The 14544-nt window shown below is 63.9% G+C and carries 11 protein-coding genes; 10 read left to right on the forward strand and 1 reads right to left on the reverse strand.

Annotated elements, in window-relative coordinates; all coding sequences use genetic code 11:
- Positions 1–96 precede the first annotated feature (96 nt).
- The 3 genes from EEB12_RS25635 (at position 97) to EEB12_RS25645 (ending at position 3828) form a co-directional block, all read left to right on the forward strand.
- Positions 97–1104: an iron-siderophore ABC transporter substrate-binding protein gene (locus tag EEB12_RS25635; protein WP_019749076.1), complete on the forward strand. Its 1008-nt coding sequence runs from the start codon at positions 97–99 to the stop codon at positions 1102–1104.
- Between the two features lie 63 nt (positions 1105–1167).
- Complete coding sequence (locus EEB12_RS25640) at positions 1168–1782, forward strand: GNAT family N-acetyltransferase (protein WP_003944518.1); 615 nt, start codon at positions 1168–1170, stop codon at positions 1780–1782.
- A 12-nt stretch (positions 1783–1794) separates the two neighbouring features.
- Complete coding sequence (locus tag EEB12_RS25645) at positions 1795–3828, forward strand: alpha/beta hydrolase family protein (protein ID WP_181447580.1); 2034 nt, start codon at positions 1795–1797, stop codon at positions 3826–3828.
- A 72-nt stretch (positions 3829–3900) separates the two neighbouring features.
- On the opposite strand, the gene EEB12_RS25650 is transcribed toward EEB12_RS25645, so the two are convergent.
- Positions 3901–4602, reverse strand: coding sequence for a hypothetical protein (locus EEB12_RS25650; RefSeq protein WP_133727564.1), 702 nt, complete (start codon positions 4600–4602; stop codon positions 3901–3903).
- Positions 4603–4774: 172 nt separating this feature from the next.
- Between EEB12_RS25650 and EEB12_RS25655 the strand changes: the two genes are divergently transcribed.
- The 7 genes from EEB12_RS25655 to rpmA all read left to right on the forward strand — a co-directional run bounded on the left by EEB12_RS25655 (position 4775) and on the right by rpmA (position 14445).
- Positions 4775–7456: a valine--tRNA ligase gene (locus EEB12_RS25655; RefSeq protein ID WP_141488755.1), complete on the forward strand. Its 2682-nt coding sequence runs from the start codon at positions 4775–4777 to the stop codon at positions 7454–7456.
- Positions 7453–8892 carry a bifunctional tetrahydrofolate synthase/dihydrofolate synthase gene (folC, locus tag EEB12_RS25660; protein WP_019749072.1) on the forward strand — a complete coding sequence of 480 codons (1440 nt, stop codon included), beginning with the start codon at positions 7453–7455 and terminating at the stop codon, positions 8890–8892. The genes EEB12_RS25655 and folC overlap by 4 nt, the downstream gene beginning before the upstream one ends.
- On the forward strand, positions 8889–9344 hold the full coding sequence (locus EEB12_RS25665) for a DUF4233 domain-containing protein (RefSeq protein WP_019749071.1): 456 nt from the start codon (positions 8889–8891) through the stop codon (positions 9342–9344). The genes folC and EEB12_RS25665 overlap by 4 nt, the downstream gene beginning before the upstream one ends.
- 18 nt (positions 9345–9362) lie before the next feature.
- Complete coding sequence (ndk, locus tag EEB12_RS25670; RefSeq protein ID WP_019749070.1) at positions 9363–9782, forward strand: nucleoside-diphosphate kinase; 420 nt, start codon at positions 9363–9365, stop codon at positions 9780–9782.
- 471 nt (positions 9783–10253) lie between these two features.
- Positions 10254–13502 (forward strand): translation initiation factor IF-2 N-terminal domain-containing protein, encoded by a 3249-nt coding sequence (locus EEB12_RS25675; protein WP_141488756.1) that lies wholly within the window; start codon positions 10254–10256, stop codon positions 13500–13502.
- Between the two features lie 319 nt (positions 13503–13821).
- Positions 13822–14133, forward strand: a complete 312-nt coding sequence (rplU, locus tag EEB12_RS25680; protein WP_003944533.1) for a 50S ribosomal protein L21 — start codon at positions 13822–13824, stop codon at positions 14131–14133.
- Between the two features lie 42 nt (positions 14134–14175).
- The gene (gene rpmA / locus EEB12_RS25685; RefSeq protein ID WP_003944532.1) at positions 14176–14445 is read left to right on the forward strand and encodes a 50S ribosomal protein L27; all 270 of its coding nucleotides are present in this window, start codon (positions 14176–14178) and stop codon (positions 14443–14445) included.
- Positions 14446–14544 lie beyond the last annotated feature (99 nt).

Consider the following 14544-nt stretch of genomic DNA (forward strand, 5'->3'; position numbering starts at 1 on the left):
CGGTACTGCCATCGAATGGGCCGGTCGAACTCACCGGAATGCGACATTCATCGGCTAGCCTTACCTACCGAACGAGCGGACTTAAGGGGTAAGAGCATGGATCGAACGGACGCAGGTCGGCTGACCCGGCGCGGATTTCTGATCGGCACGTCGGGAGCGTTGCTGGCATTCGCCGCAGCCTGCTCCAGTTCGAACGACGAGGACACGCCCCCCAGCGGCGACTCTGCGGGATCGATCACCCACAAATTTGGGGCTACCGAGCTGCCCGAGGATCCGCAGCGGATCGTCAGTGTCGGATACAACGATCAAGATGCGATCCTCGCCCTCGGTGGGACTTTGGTCGGAACCTTCGACTGGTACGGCGATTACCCCTACGGTGTGTGGCCATGGGCGCAGCCGTTGTTGAACGGGGCGACTCCCGAGATCATCGGAACCGCGGGCACCACCATTCAGATGGAGAAGGTCGCTGCCACGACACCCGACCTGATTGTCGGCACCTACTCCGGGCTCACTCAGGCGCAGTACGACAAACTCAGTGCCATAGCGCCGACGGTGGCGCAGCCGAAGGAGTTCGCGGATTACGGAATCCCCTGGCAGAACCAGACGACCATCATCGGCGAAGCGCTGGGGCAGCAAGGAAAGGCCACCGAGCTGATCGCCGGCGTCGACAAGAAGTTCGCCGACGTGAAGACGGCCAATCCGGCGTTTGCCGGCAAGACCGTTCTGGTCGGCGCGTTGAAGGGGCCGGGGCAATTCGGGGTCTACGGACCGGAAGACCCCAAGGTGAGGTTCTTCACTGAACTCGGATTCGTGAATCCGCCTGTCACCGATCAGATCACGGGTAACTTCGCCGAGATCAGCACCGAGCAACTCTCGCTTGCGGACGTCGACGTACTCGTCTGGTACGCCGGTGGTGGCTACGGCGACAAGCTTCGGGCGGAATTGGACAAGACCCCGATCTACCAGGAACTCGACGTCGTGAAGGACGGCCGCGCGATCATTCTGGAAGACGCTGCTGCCGAAGCCATGACGTGGAGCACCGTACTGAGCTTGCCGTATGCGCTCGAACAGATTCCGCCGCGGATTGCGGGCTTGCTCGTCTGATCGGTTCAAGGACAGCGCTGTTCAAAGTCCAGGGATTCGGACAGTCGGCGGTACTCTCGCCTCATGGGTGTACACGTGCGGCCGGCTGTCCGATCCGATATTCCGGCGCTGTCGGCGGTGTTGGCCGAGGCGTTCGAAGATGATCCCTTGATGGCCTGGATGTTGCCGGACGAGGACTCCAGGGCTGAGCGCCTGACGAAACTGTTTGCCGCAGAAGCTCGTTACCACCACTTCGCCGGTGGCGGTGTCGAGGTGGCCACCGATGACAACGGCGTGATCGGCGGGGCAACCCTGTGGGATCCGCCGGGGCGGTGGAAGCAGTCGTGGATTTCCGGGCTCGTGAGCCTGCCCGCAATGGTGCGTGTCTTCGGCAGGGGGCTACGACACGCGGCCGAGGTCAGCTCCGTTCTCGAAGGAGCACATCCGAATTCGCCGCACTGGTACCTCGCGACGGTCGGGACCGGCAGCGCGGCGCGCGGTGGGGGATACGGCAAAGCCCTACTGAACTCCCGGTTGGAGCGTTGCGATCGTGAACACGTCGACGCTTACCTCGAGAGCAGCAAGGAATCGAACATCCCGTACTACAACCGCTTCGGTTTCGAAGTGACCCGTGACATCGTGATGCCAGGCGGCGGGCCGACGATCTACGCAATGATGCGTCAACCGCGGGGCGCGTGATACCAACTAGTGGTGACCCAGATTCCCGAGCTCCACGCAGGCACACCGTTCGACGAACTCGACGACTACATCGCCTTGGCCAGGTTGTCCGGCCTGGTGTTGTCACCTGACGGTTCGCTGCTGATCTGCGCGCGCGCCGTTCTCGACGACGAGCGCGCCGAATACGTGTCCTCGTTGTGGGAGATCGACCCGGAAGGTCGGCGTCCTGCACGTCGGTTGACCTGGGGTTCGACCAGCGAGTCCGGTGCTGCCTTCGCGTTCGACGGCGACGTACTCTTCACTGCCACGCGAGCCGTGCCGGGCGAGAAGGATCCGCAACCAGCACTCTGGCGCCTACCCGCGGCGGGCGGAGAAGCTCAGCTGCTGATCTCGCGTCCCGGTGGTGTCTCGTCGGTATCAGCGGCCAAGGCGGCGCCGACGTTCGTGGCACAGACGTCGGTCATGGCCTCGGCGATCAGCCTCGACCAGGACGATCAGGTGCGATCCGCGCGCAAGGACAAGAAGGTCACGGCGATGCTGCACACTGGTTATCCGGTGCGGCACTGGGACCACGACCTGGGCCCCGATCATCCGCATCTGGTTGTCGCCGAGACGGATTCGAAGGAATCCGTCGAGTTGCGGGACATCACTCCAACTGCAGGCGCGGCGCTGCGAGAGACGTCGACCACGATTTCCGACGACGGTCTCTTCGTCGTGACAACGTGGACTGTCGGCGATGCGAGTGCCGCCCGCCGATCGACGTTGGTTCGGATCGACACGGTGACCGGCGACCGAACCACCCTTGTCGACGAGGCCGACGCGGACGTCTACAACCCGGTGCTCTCGCCGGACGGAACCAAGCTCGCGTTCATCCGGGAGACTCTCACCACGCCGGAGTCCGCACCGCGAATGACTCTGCAGCTCTACGACTTCGGATCCGGTGCCGTGACCGGCGTGGCCGACGGCTGGGATCGCTGGCCTACCTCACTTGCCTGGCTACCCGACGGATCCGGGCTGGTGGTCACCGCTGACGACGGCGGCCGAGGGCCGATCTTCACCATCGACCTGTGGGGTCAGCCGGTGCGCCTGACAGCCGACGACGCGGCGTACACCGATGTTCGAGTGGCGCCGGACGGCGAGTCGATCTACGCGTTGCGAGCCTCGTACGAAGCGCCCCCGCACGTGGTGCGGGTGGATCTGGGATCCGGTGAGATCACCGCACTTCGTGGACCCGACGCATTGCCGGAGCTGCCGGGAACACTGACCGAGATCACCGCTCGCGCCGAGGACGGTTCGACAGTCCGGAGTTGGTTGGCACTGCCGACCGGCGCCGCACCGCACGCGCCGGTGCCGTTGCTCCTCTGGGTCCACGGCGGCCCACTCGGTTCGTGGAACACCTGGTCCTGGCGGTGGAACCCGTGGCTGCTCGTCGCCAAGGGCTATGCCGTACTGCTGCCCGATCCCGCACTCTCGACCGGATACGGGCAGGATTTCGTCCAGCGCGGGTGGGGTCAGTGGGGCAAGGCGCCCTTCACCGATCTGATGGCGATCACCGATGCTGCCGTCGCGCAGCCCGAGATCGACCCTAAGCGAACCGGCGCGATGGGTGGTTCGTTCGGCGGTTACATGGCCAACTGGATCGCCGGCCATACCAACCGTTTCGACGCGATCGTCACCCACGCAAGCCTCTGGGCACTCGATCAATTCGGCCCGACGACGGACGCGGCCTGGTACTGGCAACGCGAGATGTCGCCGGAGATGGCCGTCGAGAACTCGCCACACCTGTACGTCGCGGACATCACGACTCCGATGCTGGTCATCCATGGCGACAAGGACTACCGGGTTCCGATCGGTGAGGGCTTGCGACTCTGGTACGAACTGCTCGCCGAGTCAGGTCTGCCCGCCGACGACGACGGGAAAACGGACCATCGCTTCCTGTACTTCCCCGACGAGAATCACTGGGTGCTCAAGCCGCAGCACACCAAGATCTGGTACGAGGTGGTCACCGCGTTCCTCTCCGAGCACGTTCTCGGCGAAGATGTCGCGCTGCCGGAGATTCTGGGCTGAACGCGCGCATGCCTCGTTCGGCTGAAGCAGCCGAACGAGGCATGATCGTCTTCGCGCGGATCCGGACCGGACTCAGGCGCCGGGGCAACGAACGGTGTACGACCACTCGGTGTGGTCAGGGCCCGTGACGCGAACCAGAACGGACGACGCCCCACCGGCGGGCACGTTGACGACCGCCGAACCGGTTCCCTCGTTGATGTTGTCGCCGATGTATCCGGTGCTGTGGATCAACCGACCTTCGTAGTACACCTCGATCAGGTCCGGGACGTTTTCGGTCTCGTAGCCGAGCACGAACGAGGTCGGGCCACCGCGGCCGAGTTCGTGCTTGGTGCTGGTGATTCCTGCGCCGCCCGAGACGGTCGAGGCGTCGCAGCGCTGCGTGGGTGCAAACGATCCGCCGCCGCCGCTGCCGCTGGCCAGGCCACTGAGAATGTCCCTGACGTTGCCACTGGCCAGGCCGTTGACGATGTCCGTCGCGCTGGTCGAGCCGGCGTTCAGGCCGCTGAGGACGTCGTTGAGGTTCCCAGTGGCGATCCCGCCGACGATGTCGCCCACGCTGCCGCTGGCGATGCCGTTTGCGATGTCGTTCCCGATATCGCCGACGCTTCCGTTGATCGTGGCGCTGCCACTGTCGATGCTTCCTTGCACACTTTCTTCGATGCCGGGGGCAGCGGACGCAGTCGCCGGAAGCACGAGGGCAACCGCCGCTCCGATCGTCGCGGCCGCCGCCAAGGTTCGAACGCCGGGACGGCGAGAACTCCAGTTGTTCAACATATTTGCTCCACAGGTAGTTGGTCGGTCGTCCTTCAGAGCGATCCTGTCAGCGGAGCGGATCGGTGAATATCGTTTGTTCGGCTGACCCCGGACTGCGGGGCAGTCGTTCGTGTGCGCCGCGGCGGCCGACGGGCGAATTCGTTCACGACGGGGGAGTCATTAGGATCAAGTGGTGACCAGTGCAGCTCCAGAGAACCCCCAGACCCCCGCCGACGCCCTACCCAAGAGCTGGGACCCCAGCGCTGTAGAGGCCGATCTGTATCAAGGCTGGGTAGACGCCGGGTACTTCCAGGCCGACGCGACCAGCGACAAGCCCGGCTACTCCATCGTGCTGCCGCCCCCGAACGTCACGGGCAGCTTGCACATGGGCCATGCCCTGGATCACACCCTCATGGACGTGCTCAGCCGTCGCAAGCGGATGCAGGGCTACGAGGTGCTGTGGCTACCTGGCATGGATCACGCCGGTATCGCCACGCAGTCCGTCGTCGAGAAGCAGCTCGCTGCCGACGGCAAGACAAAGGAAGATTTCGGCCGCGAGCTCTTCATCGACAAGGTCTGGGATTGGAAGCGCGAATCCGGTGGAACCATCGGGGGCCAGATGCGGCGCATCGGTGACGGTGTCGACTGGAGTCGCGATCGTTTCACGATGGACGAGGGCCTCTCGCGTGCCGTCCAGACCGTCTTCAAGCGCATGTTCGACGAGGGTCTGATCTACCGCGCCGAGCGTCTCGTGAACTGGTCGCCGGTGCTGCAGACCGCGATCTCCGACATCGAGGTGAAGTTCGAGGACGTCGAGGGTGAGCTGGTTTCCCTGCGCTACGGCTCGCTCGACGACAACGAGCCGCACGTCATCGTCGCGACCACTCGCGTCGAGACGATGCTCGGTGATACCGCAGTGGCGGTCCATCCCGAAGACGAGCGCTACAAGCACCTCATCGGAACCACTCTCGATCATCCGTTCACCGGGCGTCAGATTCCGATCATCGCGGACGACTACGTCGACCCCGAGTTCGGAACCGGCGCAGTGAAGATCACGCCGGCTCACGACCCCAACGACTTCGAGATGGGCCTGCGGCACAACCTGCCGATGCCCACCATCATGGACAAGACCGGCAAGATCGCCGACACGGGAACCGAATTCGACGGTATGGACCGCTTCGAGGCTCGCGTCAAGGTTCGCGAAGCTCTCGCCGAGCAGGGCCGCGTCGTCGCCGAGAAGCGCCCGTACCTGCACAGCGTCGGGCACTCCGAGCGCAGTGGCGAGGCCATCGAGCCTCGTCTCTCGTTGCAGTGGTGGGTCAAGGTCGAGACGCTCGCCAAGGCTGCGGGTGACGCGGTTCGCAACGGGGACACCGTCATTCACCCGGCGAGCCAGGAACCGCGATGGTTCGACTGGGTCGACAATATGCACGACTGGTGCATTTCCCGCCAGCTCTGGTGGGGCCACCGCATTCCGGTCTGGTACGGCCCCGAGGGTGAAGTTGCGTGCTTCGGTCCCGACGAAACGGCACCGGAAGGCTGGGTCCAGGATCCCGACGTCCTCGACACCTGGTTCTCCTCGGGACTGTGGCCCTTCTCGACGATGGGCTGGCCCGACAACACGCCCGAGCTCGAAAAGTTCTATCCCACCAGCGTTCTCGTCACCGGCTACGACATCCTGTTCTTCTGGGTCGCCCGTATGATGATGTTCGGCACCTACGTGTCCGAGGACGAGTCGATCACCGCCGGTCCGGGTAAGTCCGGCGCGCAGATGCCGTTCAAGGACGTGTTCCTGCACGGACTGGTCCGCGATCAGTACGGCAAGAAGATGTCGAAGTCTCGCGGCAACGGTATCGACCCACTCGACTGGGTCGATCGTTTCGGCGCCGACGCCCTGCGATTCACACTCGCGCGCGGCGCCAACCCGGGCAGTGACCTGTCCGTCGGTGAGGATTCGGCGCAGTCCTCGCGCAACTTCGCGACCAAGTTGTTCAACGCGACCAAGTTCGCACTGATGAACGGCGCTGCTCCCGCGCCGCTGCCCGCTCGAAGCGAACTGACCGACGCCGATCGTTGGATCCTCGACCGTCTCGACACGGTCCAGGCCGAGGCGGACGCCGCCTTCGATCGCTACGAGTTCAGCAAGGCGTGCGAAGGCTTGTTCCACTTCGCGTGGGACGAGGTCTGTGACTGGTACCTCGAACTCGCCAAGGTGCAGTTCGCCGCCGACGAGGCTGTCGCCGCGAACACCCGCGCCGTGCTCGGCAACGTTCTCGATGCACTGCTCCGCCTCCTGCACCCGGTCATTCCGTTCGTGACCGAAACCCTGTGGAAGGTGCTCACCGGTGGTGAATCCGTCGTCGTCGCCGACTGGCCGACGTTGTCCGGTGTGGCGGTCGACACCCAGGCAGCCACCAGGATCGAAGACACGCAGAAGCTGATCACCGAGGTGCGACGTTTCCGAAACGATCAGGGGCTCAAGCCTTCCCAGAAGGTTCCGGCTCGTGCGTCCGGACTCTCGGAGGCAGGCATGGACGGCCAGTTCGCCTACGTGGCGGCGCTTGCCAAGCTGACCGAACCCGAAGAGGAGTTCACCGCGTCGATCTCCGTCGAGGTGCGTCTGAGCCAGGGCACCGTCACGGTCGACATCGACACCTCGGGCACCATCGACCTCGGCGCGGAGAAGAAGCGGCTCGAAAAGGACCTCGCGGCAGCGCAGAAGGAGCTCGTCACCGCTGACAACAAGCTGGCGAACGAGGCCTTCCTGGCGAAGGCGCCCGACGCCGTCGTCGACAAGATCAAGACACGTCGCCAGATCGCCGTCGAAGAGATCGAGCGCATCACAGGACGTCTGAAGGAGTTGGCCGACAAGTGAGTTCGTACGAGCCGTCCCAATTCGACGCTCAGAGTTCGGTTCCGACTCCGGTCGACATCGCCGAACTGGCGCTGGTGGAAGCAGAACTCGACAAGCGTTGGCCTGAGACCAAGATCGAGCCGTCACTGACTCGTATCGAGGCGCTCATGGATGTCCTGGGCTCACCGCAGCACAACTATCCGTCGGTGCACGTCACGGGAACCAACGGCAAGACGTCGGTGACGCGCATGATCGACTCCTTGATGAGCGCTCTGCATCGTCGTACCGGCCGAACCACCAGCCCTCATCTGCAGATCGCGACCGAGCGGATCAGCATCGACGGTCATCCGATCTCCCCGCGGCTCTACGTGGACACGTTCCGCGAGATCGAGCCGTACGTGCAGATGATCGACGCACAGTCGCAGGAAGCCGGGGGACCGGCGATGAGCAAGTTCGAAGTGCTCACTGCGATGGCCTATGCGGCATTCGCGGAGGCTCCGGTGGACGTCGCCGTGGTCGAGGTCGGCCTCGGCGGACGCTGGGACGCCACGAACGTGATCGACGGACAGGTCGCGGTGATCACGCCGATCAGCCTCGATCACGCCGAGTACCTGGGCACCGACCTGGCCGGAATCGCGGAGGAGAAGGCCGGGATCATCAAGAAGGGCCGCGAGGACTTGGTTCCGGTGGACACCGTCGCGATCATCGCCGAGCAGACTCCAGAAGTCATGGAGGTATTGCTGCGCCGAGCAGTCGAGGTCGAGGCCGCGGTCGCGCGTGAAGGCTCGGAGTTCAAGGTGCTTGCTCGCCAGATCGCGGTAGGTGGACAGCAGCTCGAACTTCAAGGCCTGAGTGGTGTGTACACCGACATCTTCCTCCCCCTTCACGGTGAGCATCAGGCGCGCAACGCCGCGCTCGCGCTCGCTGCCGTCGAAGCGTTCTTCGGCGCCGGTCCGGATCGACAACTCGATCAGGACGCTATCCGCAACGGGTTCGCCTCGATCGTCAATCCCGGTCGCCTCGAACGTGTTCGGAGTGCGCCGACGGTCTTTCTCGACGCCGCCCACAATCCTGACGGTGCGCGTGCTCTCGCCGCCGCACTGGCCGCGGAGTTCGACTTCCGCAAGCTCGTGGGAGTTGTCAGCGTGATGGCGGACAAGGACGTCGACGCCATCTTGACCGCATTCGAATCCGTCTTCGACGAGATCGTCGTCACCCACAACGGGTCACCCCGGGCGATGGATGTCGAGGAGCTGGCGAACATTGCCGTCGCGAAGTTCGGCGACGAGCGCGTCGTCGTGGCGCCGGTGCTTGCCGACGCGCTGGAAGTCGCGATCGAAATCGCCGAGCAGGTCGCCGAACCCGGCGAAGCCGTATCAGGGGCAGGTGTGGTGGTGACGGGATCCGTCGTGACCGCAGGCGCCGCCCGCACGCTGTTCGGAAAGGACCCCGCGTGAGTACCCCGTCAGATGCCAATCCCGAGTCCGGAGGCCACGAGCCCGGAGACCCCGAGTCCGGAGACACTGCCGGCGAGTTCGGGCCTCCGACCAAGGACCCCTGGAAAAGTTTCCGCGGAGTGATGGCCGGAACCCTGATCCTCGAGGCGATCGTCGTGCTGCTGGCTTTGCCGGTTGTCGCGGTCGTCGGCGGTGGCCTCACCGCGGCCTCCGCGGGATTCATCATCGGGTTGGCGGTACTGATGATTCTGGGAGCCGGCGTCCAGGGCAAGCCGTGGGCGATGGGGTTCAACGTCGCACTGCAGGTGATTCTTCTGTTCGGATTCTTCGTCCACCCGTCGATTGCCGGTGTGGCGATCACCTTCGGGATCGTCTGGGGATACCTCGTCTACCTGCAGAGAGACATCAAGCGCCGGATGGACAAGGGCCTGCTTCCCGGCCAGCGGGACTGACCATTTAGGCTGTCCGCTGTGACTGAGCGCACCCTCGTACTGATCAAGCCCGACGCCGTTGCCCGTGGATACGTAGGAGAAATCCTCAGCCGTATCGAGCGCAAAGGCCTGACAATTGCAGCACTCGAACTCCGTGTAGCTTCCGAAGAGGTGGCTGGTAGCCACTACGCAGAACACGCCGAGCGCCCGTTCTACCCGAGCTTGTTGGAGTTCATCACCTCCGGTCCGCTGGTGGCCGCAGTGCTCGAAGGCCCCCGCGCCATCGCTGCTTTCCGTCAGTTGGCCGGCGGAACCGACCCGGTCGACAAAGCTCTTCCGGGCACCATCCGTGGCGACTTCGGACTCGAAGCGCAGCAGAACCTCGTTCACGGCAGTGACTCCGTGGAGTCGGCAGAGCGCGAAATCGCTCTGTGGTTCCCCGCGCTGTCGTCCATCTGAATCTTCGATCGGGGCCTCTGGCCCACATGTAACGGGCCTCTGGCCCACATGAACGGGCCTTCGGCCCACATCTCCACAGCGAATTCTCGGCACGTATCCCACATCGGTGCGCCCTTTGCAGTTGCAGGCGCGTTGGTGTGGGATACTGCTTTCAGTTGAACCGCAATTTGTTTTACGCACGTTCAACCGGATGACACCTAGGTTCGATGCCCTTTCATCGCTGCTCCAGGTCAACAGGAAATCCCTGGACCTCTGCACGCTGGATGATCAGGCGCTCGCGCACAGGACAACGGCCATCCAGCCAGGCACTTCATGTGCTCGCAGTGAATAACGGGCATTGCGGACCATGCGGAGCGAGACCTTACAATCTCGCACTCACTTCTGAGTGCGAGTACACACAGCACGCTCCCGCGTGGCCGCGTGACAACTCGACTTCTGGGTTGGACGCGCCCGGGGGCTGAGGAGACTTACGTGGCCGATCAATCCCCAACCGAATCAGATTCCAGCACCACCCCGGAATTTCCCGACAAGATGCGCGTACACGCGCTGGCGAAGCTGCTCGGTGTCACCAGCAAGCAGGTCCTTGCCGAAGCCGCAGCGCTCGGTACCGAATTGCGCAGTGCGCAGTCGAGTCTCCAACGGGACGTTGCCCAGCGGATTCACGCCTCGCTGACTTCCGCGGCCGAGGCCATCGAGCCGGTCGTGGCCGAGCTCGATACCCTCATCGACCCGGTTGTCGAGGCCCCGGTTGCCGAGGCCCCTGTTGCGGAAGAGCCTGTTGCAGAGGCTCCGGCCGAGAAGCCTGTCAGGGCTCGTCGCACCCGCAAAAAGGTCGTTGTCGAAGAACCGGCCGCCGAAGAACCTTCAGCAGAAGAAGCAGTGGATCCGGCTGTCGCCGAGATCAGCGCTGGACTCGACGCCGCTGCTGCGCTGCAGAGCAAGGAAGCCGAGCAGTCCGATCTGTTCACTTCCTTCGAGGCGCCGCAGACCCATCAGCCCGAGGTGGCTCCCGCCGCGCCGCAGGTCCCGCTGTTCCTGCAGCCGGATCTCGAAGCCGCCGAGGTAGCTCCGCGTCGCCGTCGCGCACGCCGCGAGCCCGCTGCACCGGCGGTCGTCGAAGAGAAGCAGACAACTACGGAAGCCGAAACCGTCGTTCCCGAGGCAGCACCGGTTGCAGTTCCTGCCGTCGAAGAGCCGGCTGTGACCGCACCGCAAACCGAGGGCGAGAGCGCCGAGTCCGAGGACGAGGACGACGATCAGCCGCGTCGCCGTCGTCGTGGACGCCGTGGACGTGGGCGTGGTCGCGGTGAACAGGGTGGCGAGCAGGGTTCGGACGAAGAGTCGGATACCGCTGCCGAATCGGAGCAGGAATCTGCCCCTGCGGCAGTCGAGAAGCAAACCGACGACGCTGCCGGCGAAGAATCCGGTGATAAGTCCGAGTCCACCGCGGATGCGGATTCCGAGAATGCCGACGATTCCGATCTCGATGCCGACGGATCGAGCCGCCGTCGCCGCCGTCGTCGTCGTCGCAAGACCGGCACCGACGGCGCCACCGACGCGACTGCGACGTCCGAGGACGATCCGCCGAACACCGTCGTTCACGAGCGCGAACCTCGCAACAAGACCCGCGTCAAGGACGAGGTCCAGGGCATCAGTGGTTCGACACGTCTGGAAGCCAAGCGTCAGCGTCGCCGCGACGGTCGTGACGCCGGTCGTCGTCGTCCGCCGATTCTGACCGAGTCGGAGTTCCTCGCGCGTCGTGAGGCCGTCGATCGCGTCATGGTTGTGCGTGATCGAGCAGACAGCGGTCAGCCGCATGCGACTACACAGGTAGCAGTCCTCGAAGACGGAGTGTTGGTCGAGCACTTCGTCACCAACTCGGCGTCCGCGTCGATGGTCGGCAACGTGTACCTCGGACGTGTCCAGAACGTGCTCCCCAGCATGGAAGCGGCGTTCATCGACATCGGACGTGGCCGCAACGGCGTTCTCTACGCCGGTGAGGTCAACTGGGAGGCTGCCGGTCTCGGTGGCAACTCGCGCAAGATCGAGCAGGCCCTCAAGCCGGGCGATCAGGTGCTCGTTCAGGTCAGCAAGGATCCGGTCGGCCACAAAGGTGCTCGACTGACCACACAGATTTCGCTTGCCGGTCGTTTCCTCGTCTACGTGCCCGGTGGTACGTCCACGGGTATCAGCCGCAAGCTTCCGGACACCGAGCGCAAGCGTCTCAAGGAAATCTTGCGCGACATCGTTCCCGCCGACGCCGGCGTGATCATTCGCACGGCGTCCGAGGGCGTCAGCGAAGAAGAGTTGGCGCGCGACGTGACTCGTCTGCAGGCTCAGTGGGCCGGCATCGAGGAGCAGGCCGCGGCTGCGGACACCGGTAAGTCCGGCAACCCGCAGGCGCTGTACGAAGAGCCTGACATGCTGGTCAAGGTCATTCGCGATCTGTTCAACGAGGACTTCTCCAAGCTGGTCATCGAGGGTGAGAAGGCGCATACGACGGTCGAGAACTACATCAACTCCGTTGCGCCCGACCTGCTTCCGCGACTCGAGAAGTACACGCCGAACAACGGTATCGACGTCTTCGCCGCTCGCCGTATCGACGAGCAGTTGGCCAAGGCACTCGATCGCAAGGTGTGGCTGCCGTCCGGCGGCACCTTGGTGATCGATCGCACCGAGGCCATGACCGTCGTCGACGTCAACACCGGAAAGTTCACCGGAGCCGGCGGAAACCTCGAAGAGACTGTTACCCGCAACAACCTCGAAGCAGCCGAGGAGATCGTTCGCCAGATGCGCCTGCGGGACATCGGCGGAATGATCGTCGTCGACTTCATCGACATGGTCCTCGAATCGAACCGGGACCTGGTCCTGCGTCGGCTCACCGAATGCCTGGGTCGCGATCGCACGCGCCATCAGGTGTCGGAGGTCACGTCACTCGGACTCGTGCAGATGACGCGCAAGAAGTTGGGCACCGGATTGGTCGAGGCCTTCTCGACCACCTGTGAGCACTGCCACGGCCGCGGCATCATCGTCCACTCCGAGCCGGTCGAGGTGAAGTCCTCGGACGACGGGGGATCGCGTTCGGGCTCGCAGCGAAGCGAATCCGGCACCTCGCGCAAGAACAAGCGAGGCCGCGGAGACAAGTCGCCTTCGACCGAGTCCAACGGACAGGAAGCTCCGGCGCCGGAGGTTCCGGCTGTCGACGCGACCGTCAAGCGGGCTCATCCGGTGGCATTGGCGATGGCCTCGCACCACCACGACGACGACGAGACCGTCGCGGCCGGCTCGATCGAGTCTGATTCCACCGGTACGTCTTCGGGGGATGATGCATCCAAAAGTGCCGATCGGCAACAGGATCGGCCGATCGATACTCCTGCTGCTACTGAGCGCCATGACGTTCCTGTTGTGGACTCTGCTGCGGAAGAAGTATCCGCAGTGGACAACGAGTCGGCGACAGCTTCGACCGAAGCAGCTCCGCGCGGTCGTCGGCGTAGTCGCCGGGCGTCGCGGGCAGCGTCGGCACCGGTTGCCGAGGCAGCTCCCGAGGTGGGTACGGTCTTCGTGATTCCGACTCCGGAACCCGTGGCAGAAGCGGTCGTGGAAAACGTTCCGGCTCCGGCCACCGAAGTTCCGGCTGAGGAAGAAGTTGTCGTCGTCAAGCGACCCCGTCGCAGGCGTGCAGCAGCACGTCCCGCAGGTCCTCCGGTAGACGGAGAGTAAGAACTACTGGCTTTCGGTCGGTTGGATGACTTCGCGATGAGCGAGGACATCCAACCGTTATCCGAAGTTTCAGCTGGTAGAAGCAGTACAGAGTAGTAAGCACCACCCCTCGGCGGGGCGGTTTGACCCTGACGGTTGCTTTCCCGTAACCTTGGAGGGTCGCCACCCGGCGGTAGAGATTCCGTGTGCCTAGAGTGCGCGTGAATGTCCCGGTACGTCAGTGCCGAGCCGAGGTGACATAAACCAGACCAGTCGCGATGCATTTGAAGCCTCAGGCAGCAGCGCGAGCAAGTTCGAAGAAGCAAGGGGTAGCCCTCCGATGGCAACGTACGCGATCGTCAAGACCGGCGGAAAGCAGTACAAGGTCGCTGTTGGTGACCTCGTCAAGGTCGAGAAGATCGAGGGTGAGCCCGGCACTGCTGTCTCGCTTGCTCCCGTTCTCGTGGTCGACGGATCTGACCTGACCACCGACGCGGCCAAGCTGGCCAAGGTCGCAGTCACCAGTGAGATCGTCGAGCACACCAAGGGCCCGAAGATCCGCATCCACAAGTTCAAGAACAAGACCGGTTACCACAAGCGTCAGGGCCACAGGCAGCCGATCACGGTGCTCAAGGTCACGGGCATCAAGTAACCAGTTCTTTCTAGCTAATTTCACCCGAGGAGGGTCAATAGCATGGCACATAAGAAGGGTGCATCCAGCTCCCGTAACGGTCGCGATTCAAACGCCCAGCGCCTCGGCGTGAAGCGCTTCGGCGGCCAGTCGGTCAGCGCAGGCGAAATCCTGGTTCGCCAGCGCGGCACGCACTTCCACCCCGGCGTCAACGTCGGCCGTGGCGGCGACGACACCCTGTTCGCTCTCGCTGCCGGTGCAGTCGAGTTCGGCCAGAAGCGTGGACGCAAGACCGTGAACATCGTTCCGGCCGTCGTTGCGGCTGAGGTCTAGTCTTTCTCGCTAGTTGTGCGTCACCGGTTCTACTTTCGGTAAGAGAGTGACGCGTTCCAAGCTCCCGATAGGGGCGGACCAGGGTTGAAATAACCCGGT

The organism is Rhodococcus sp. WS1 (genome assembly GCF_003797745.1).
GTDB lineage: Bacteria > Actinomycetota > Actinomycetes > Mycobacteriales > Mycobacteriaceae > Rhodococcus_F > Rhodococcus_F erythropolis.

Coding starts and splice junctions, on each gene's coding strand:
- EEB12_RS25635 (WP_019749076.1), top strand. CDS start 97: ATGGATCGAACGGACGCAGGTCGGCTGACCCGGCGCGGATTTCTGATC.
- EEB12_RS25640 (WP_003944518.1), top strand. CDS start 1,168: ATGGGTGTACACGTGCGGCCGGCTGTCCGATCCGATATTCCGGCGCTG.
- EEB12_RS25650 (WP_133727564.1), bottom strand. CDS start 4,602: ATGTTGAACAACTGGAGTTCTCGCCGTCCCGGCGTTCGAACCTTGGCG.
- rplU (WP_003944533.1), top strand. CDS start 13,822: ATGGCAACGTACGCGATCGTCAAGACCGGCGGAAAGCAGTACAAGGTC.
- rpmA (WP_003944532.1), top strand. CDS start 14,176: ATGGCACATAAGAAGGGTGCATCCAGCTCCCGTAACGGTCGCGATTCA.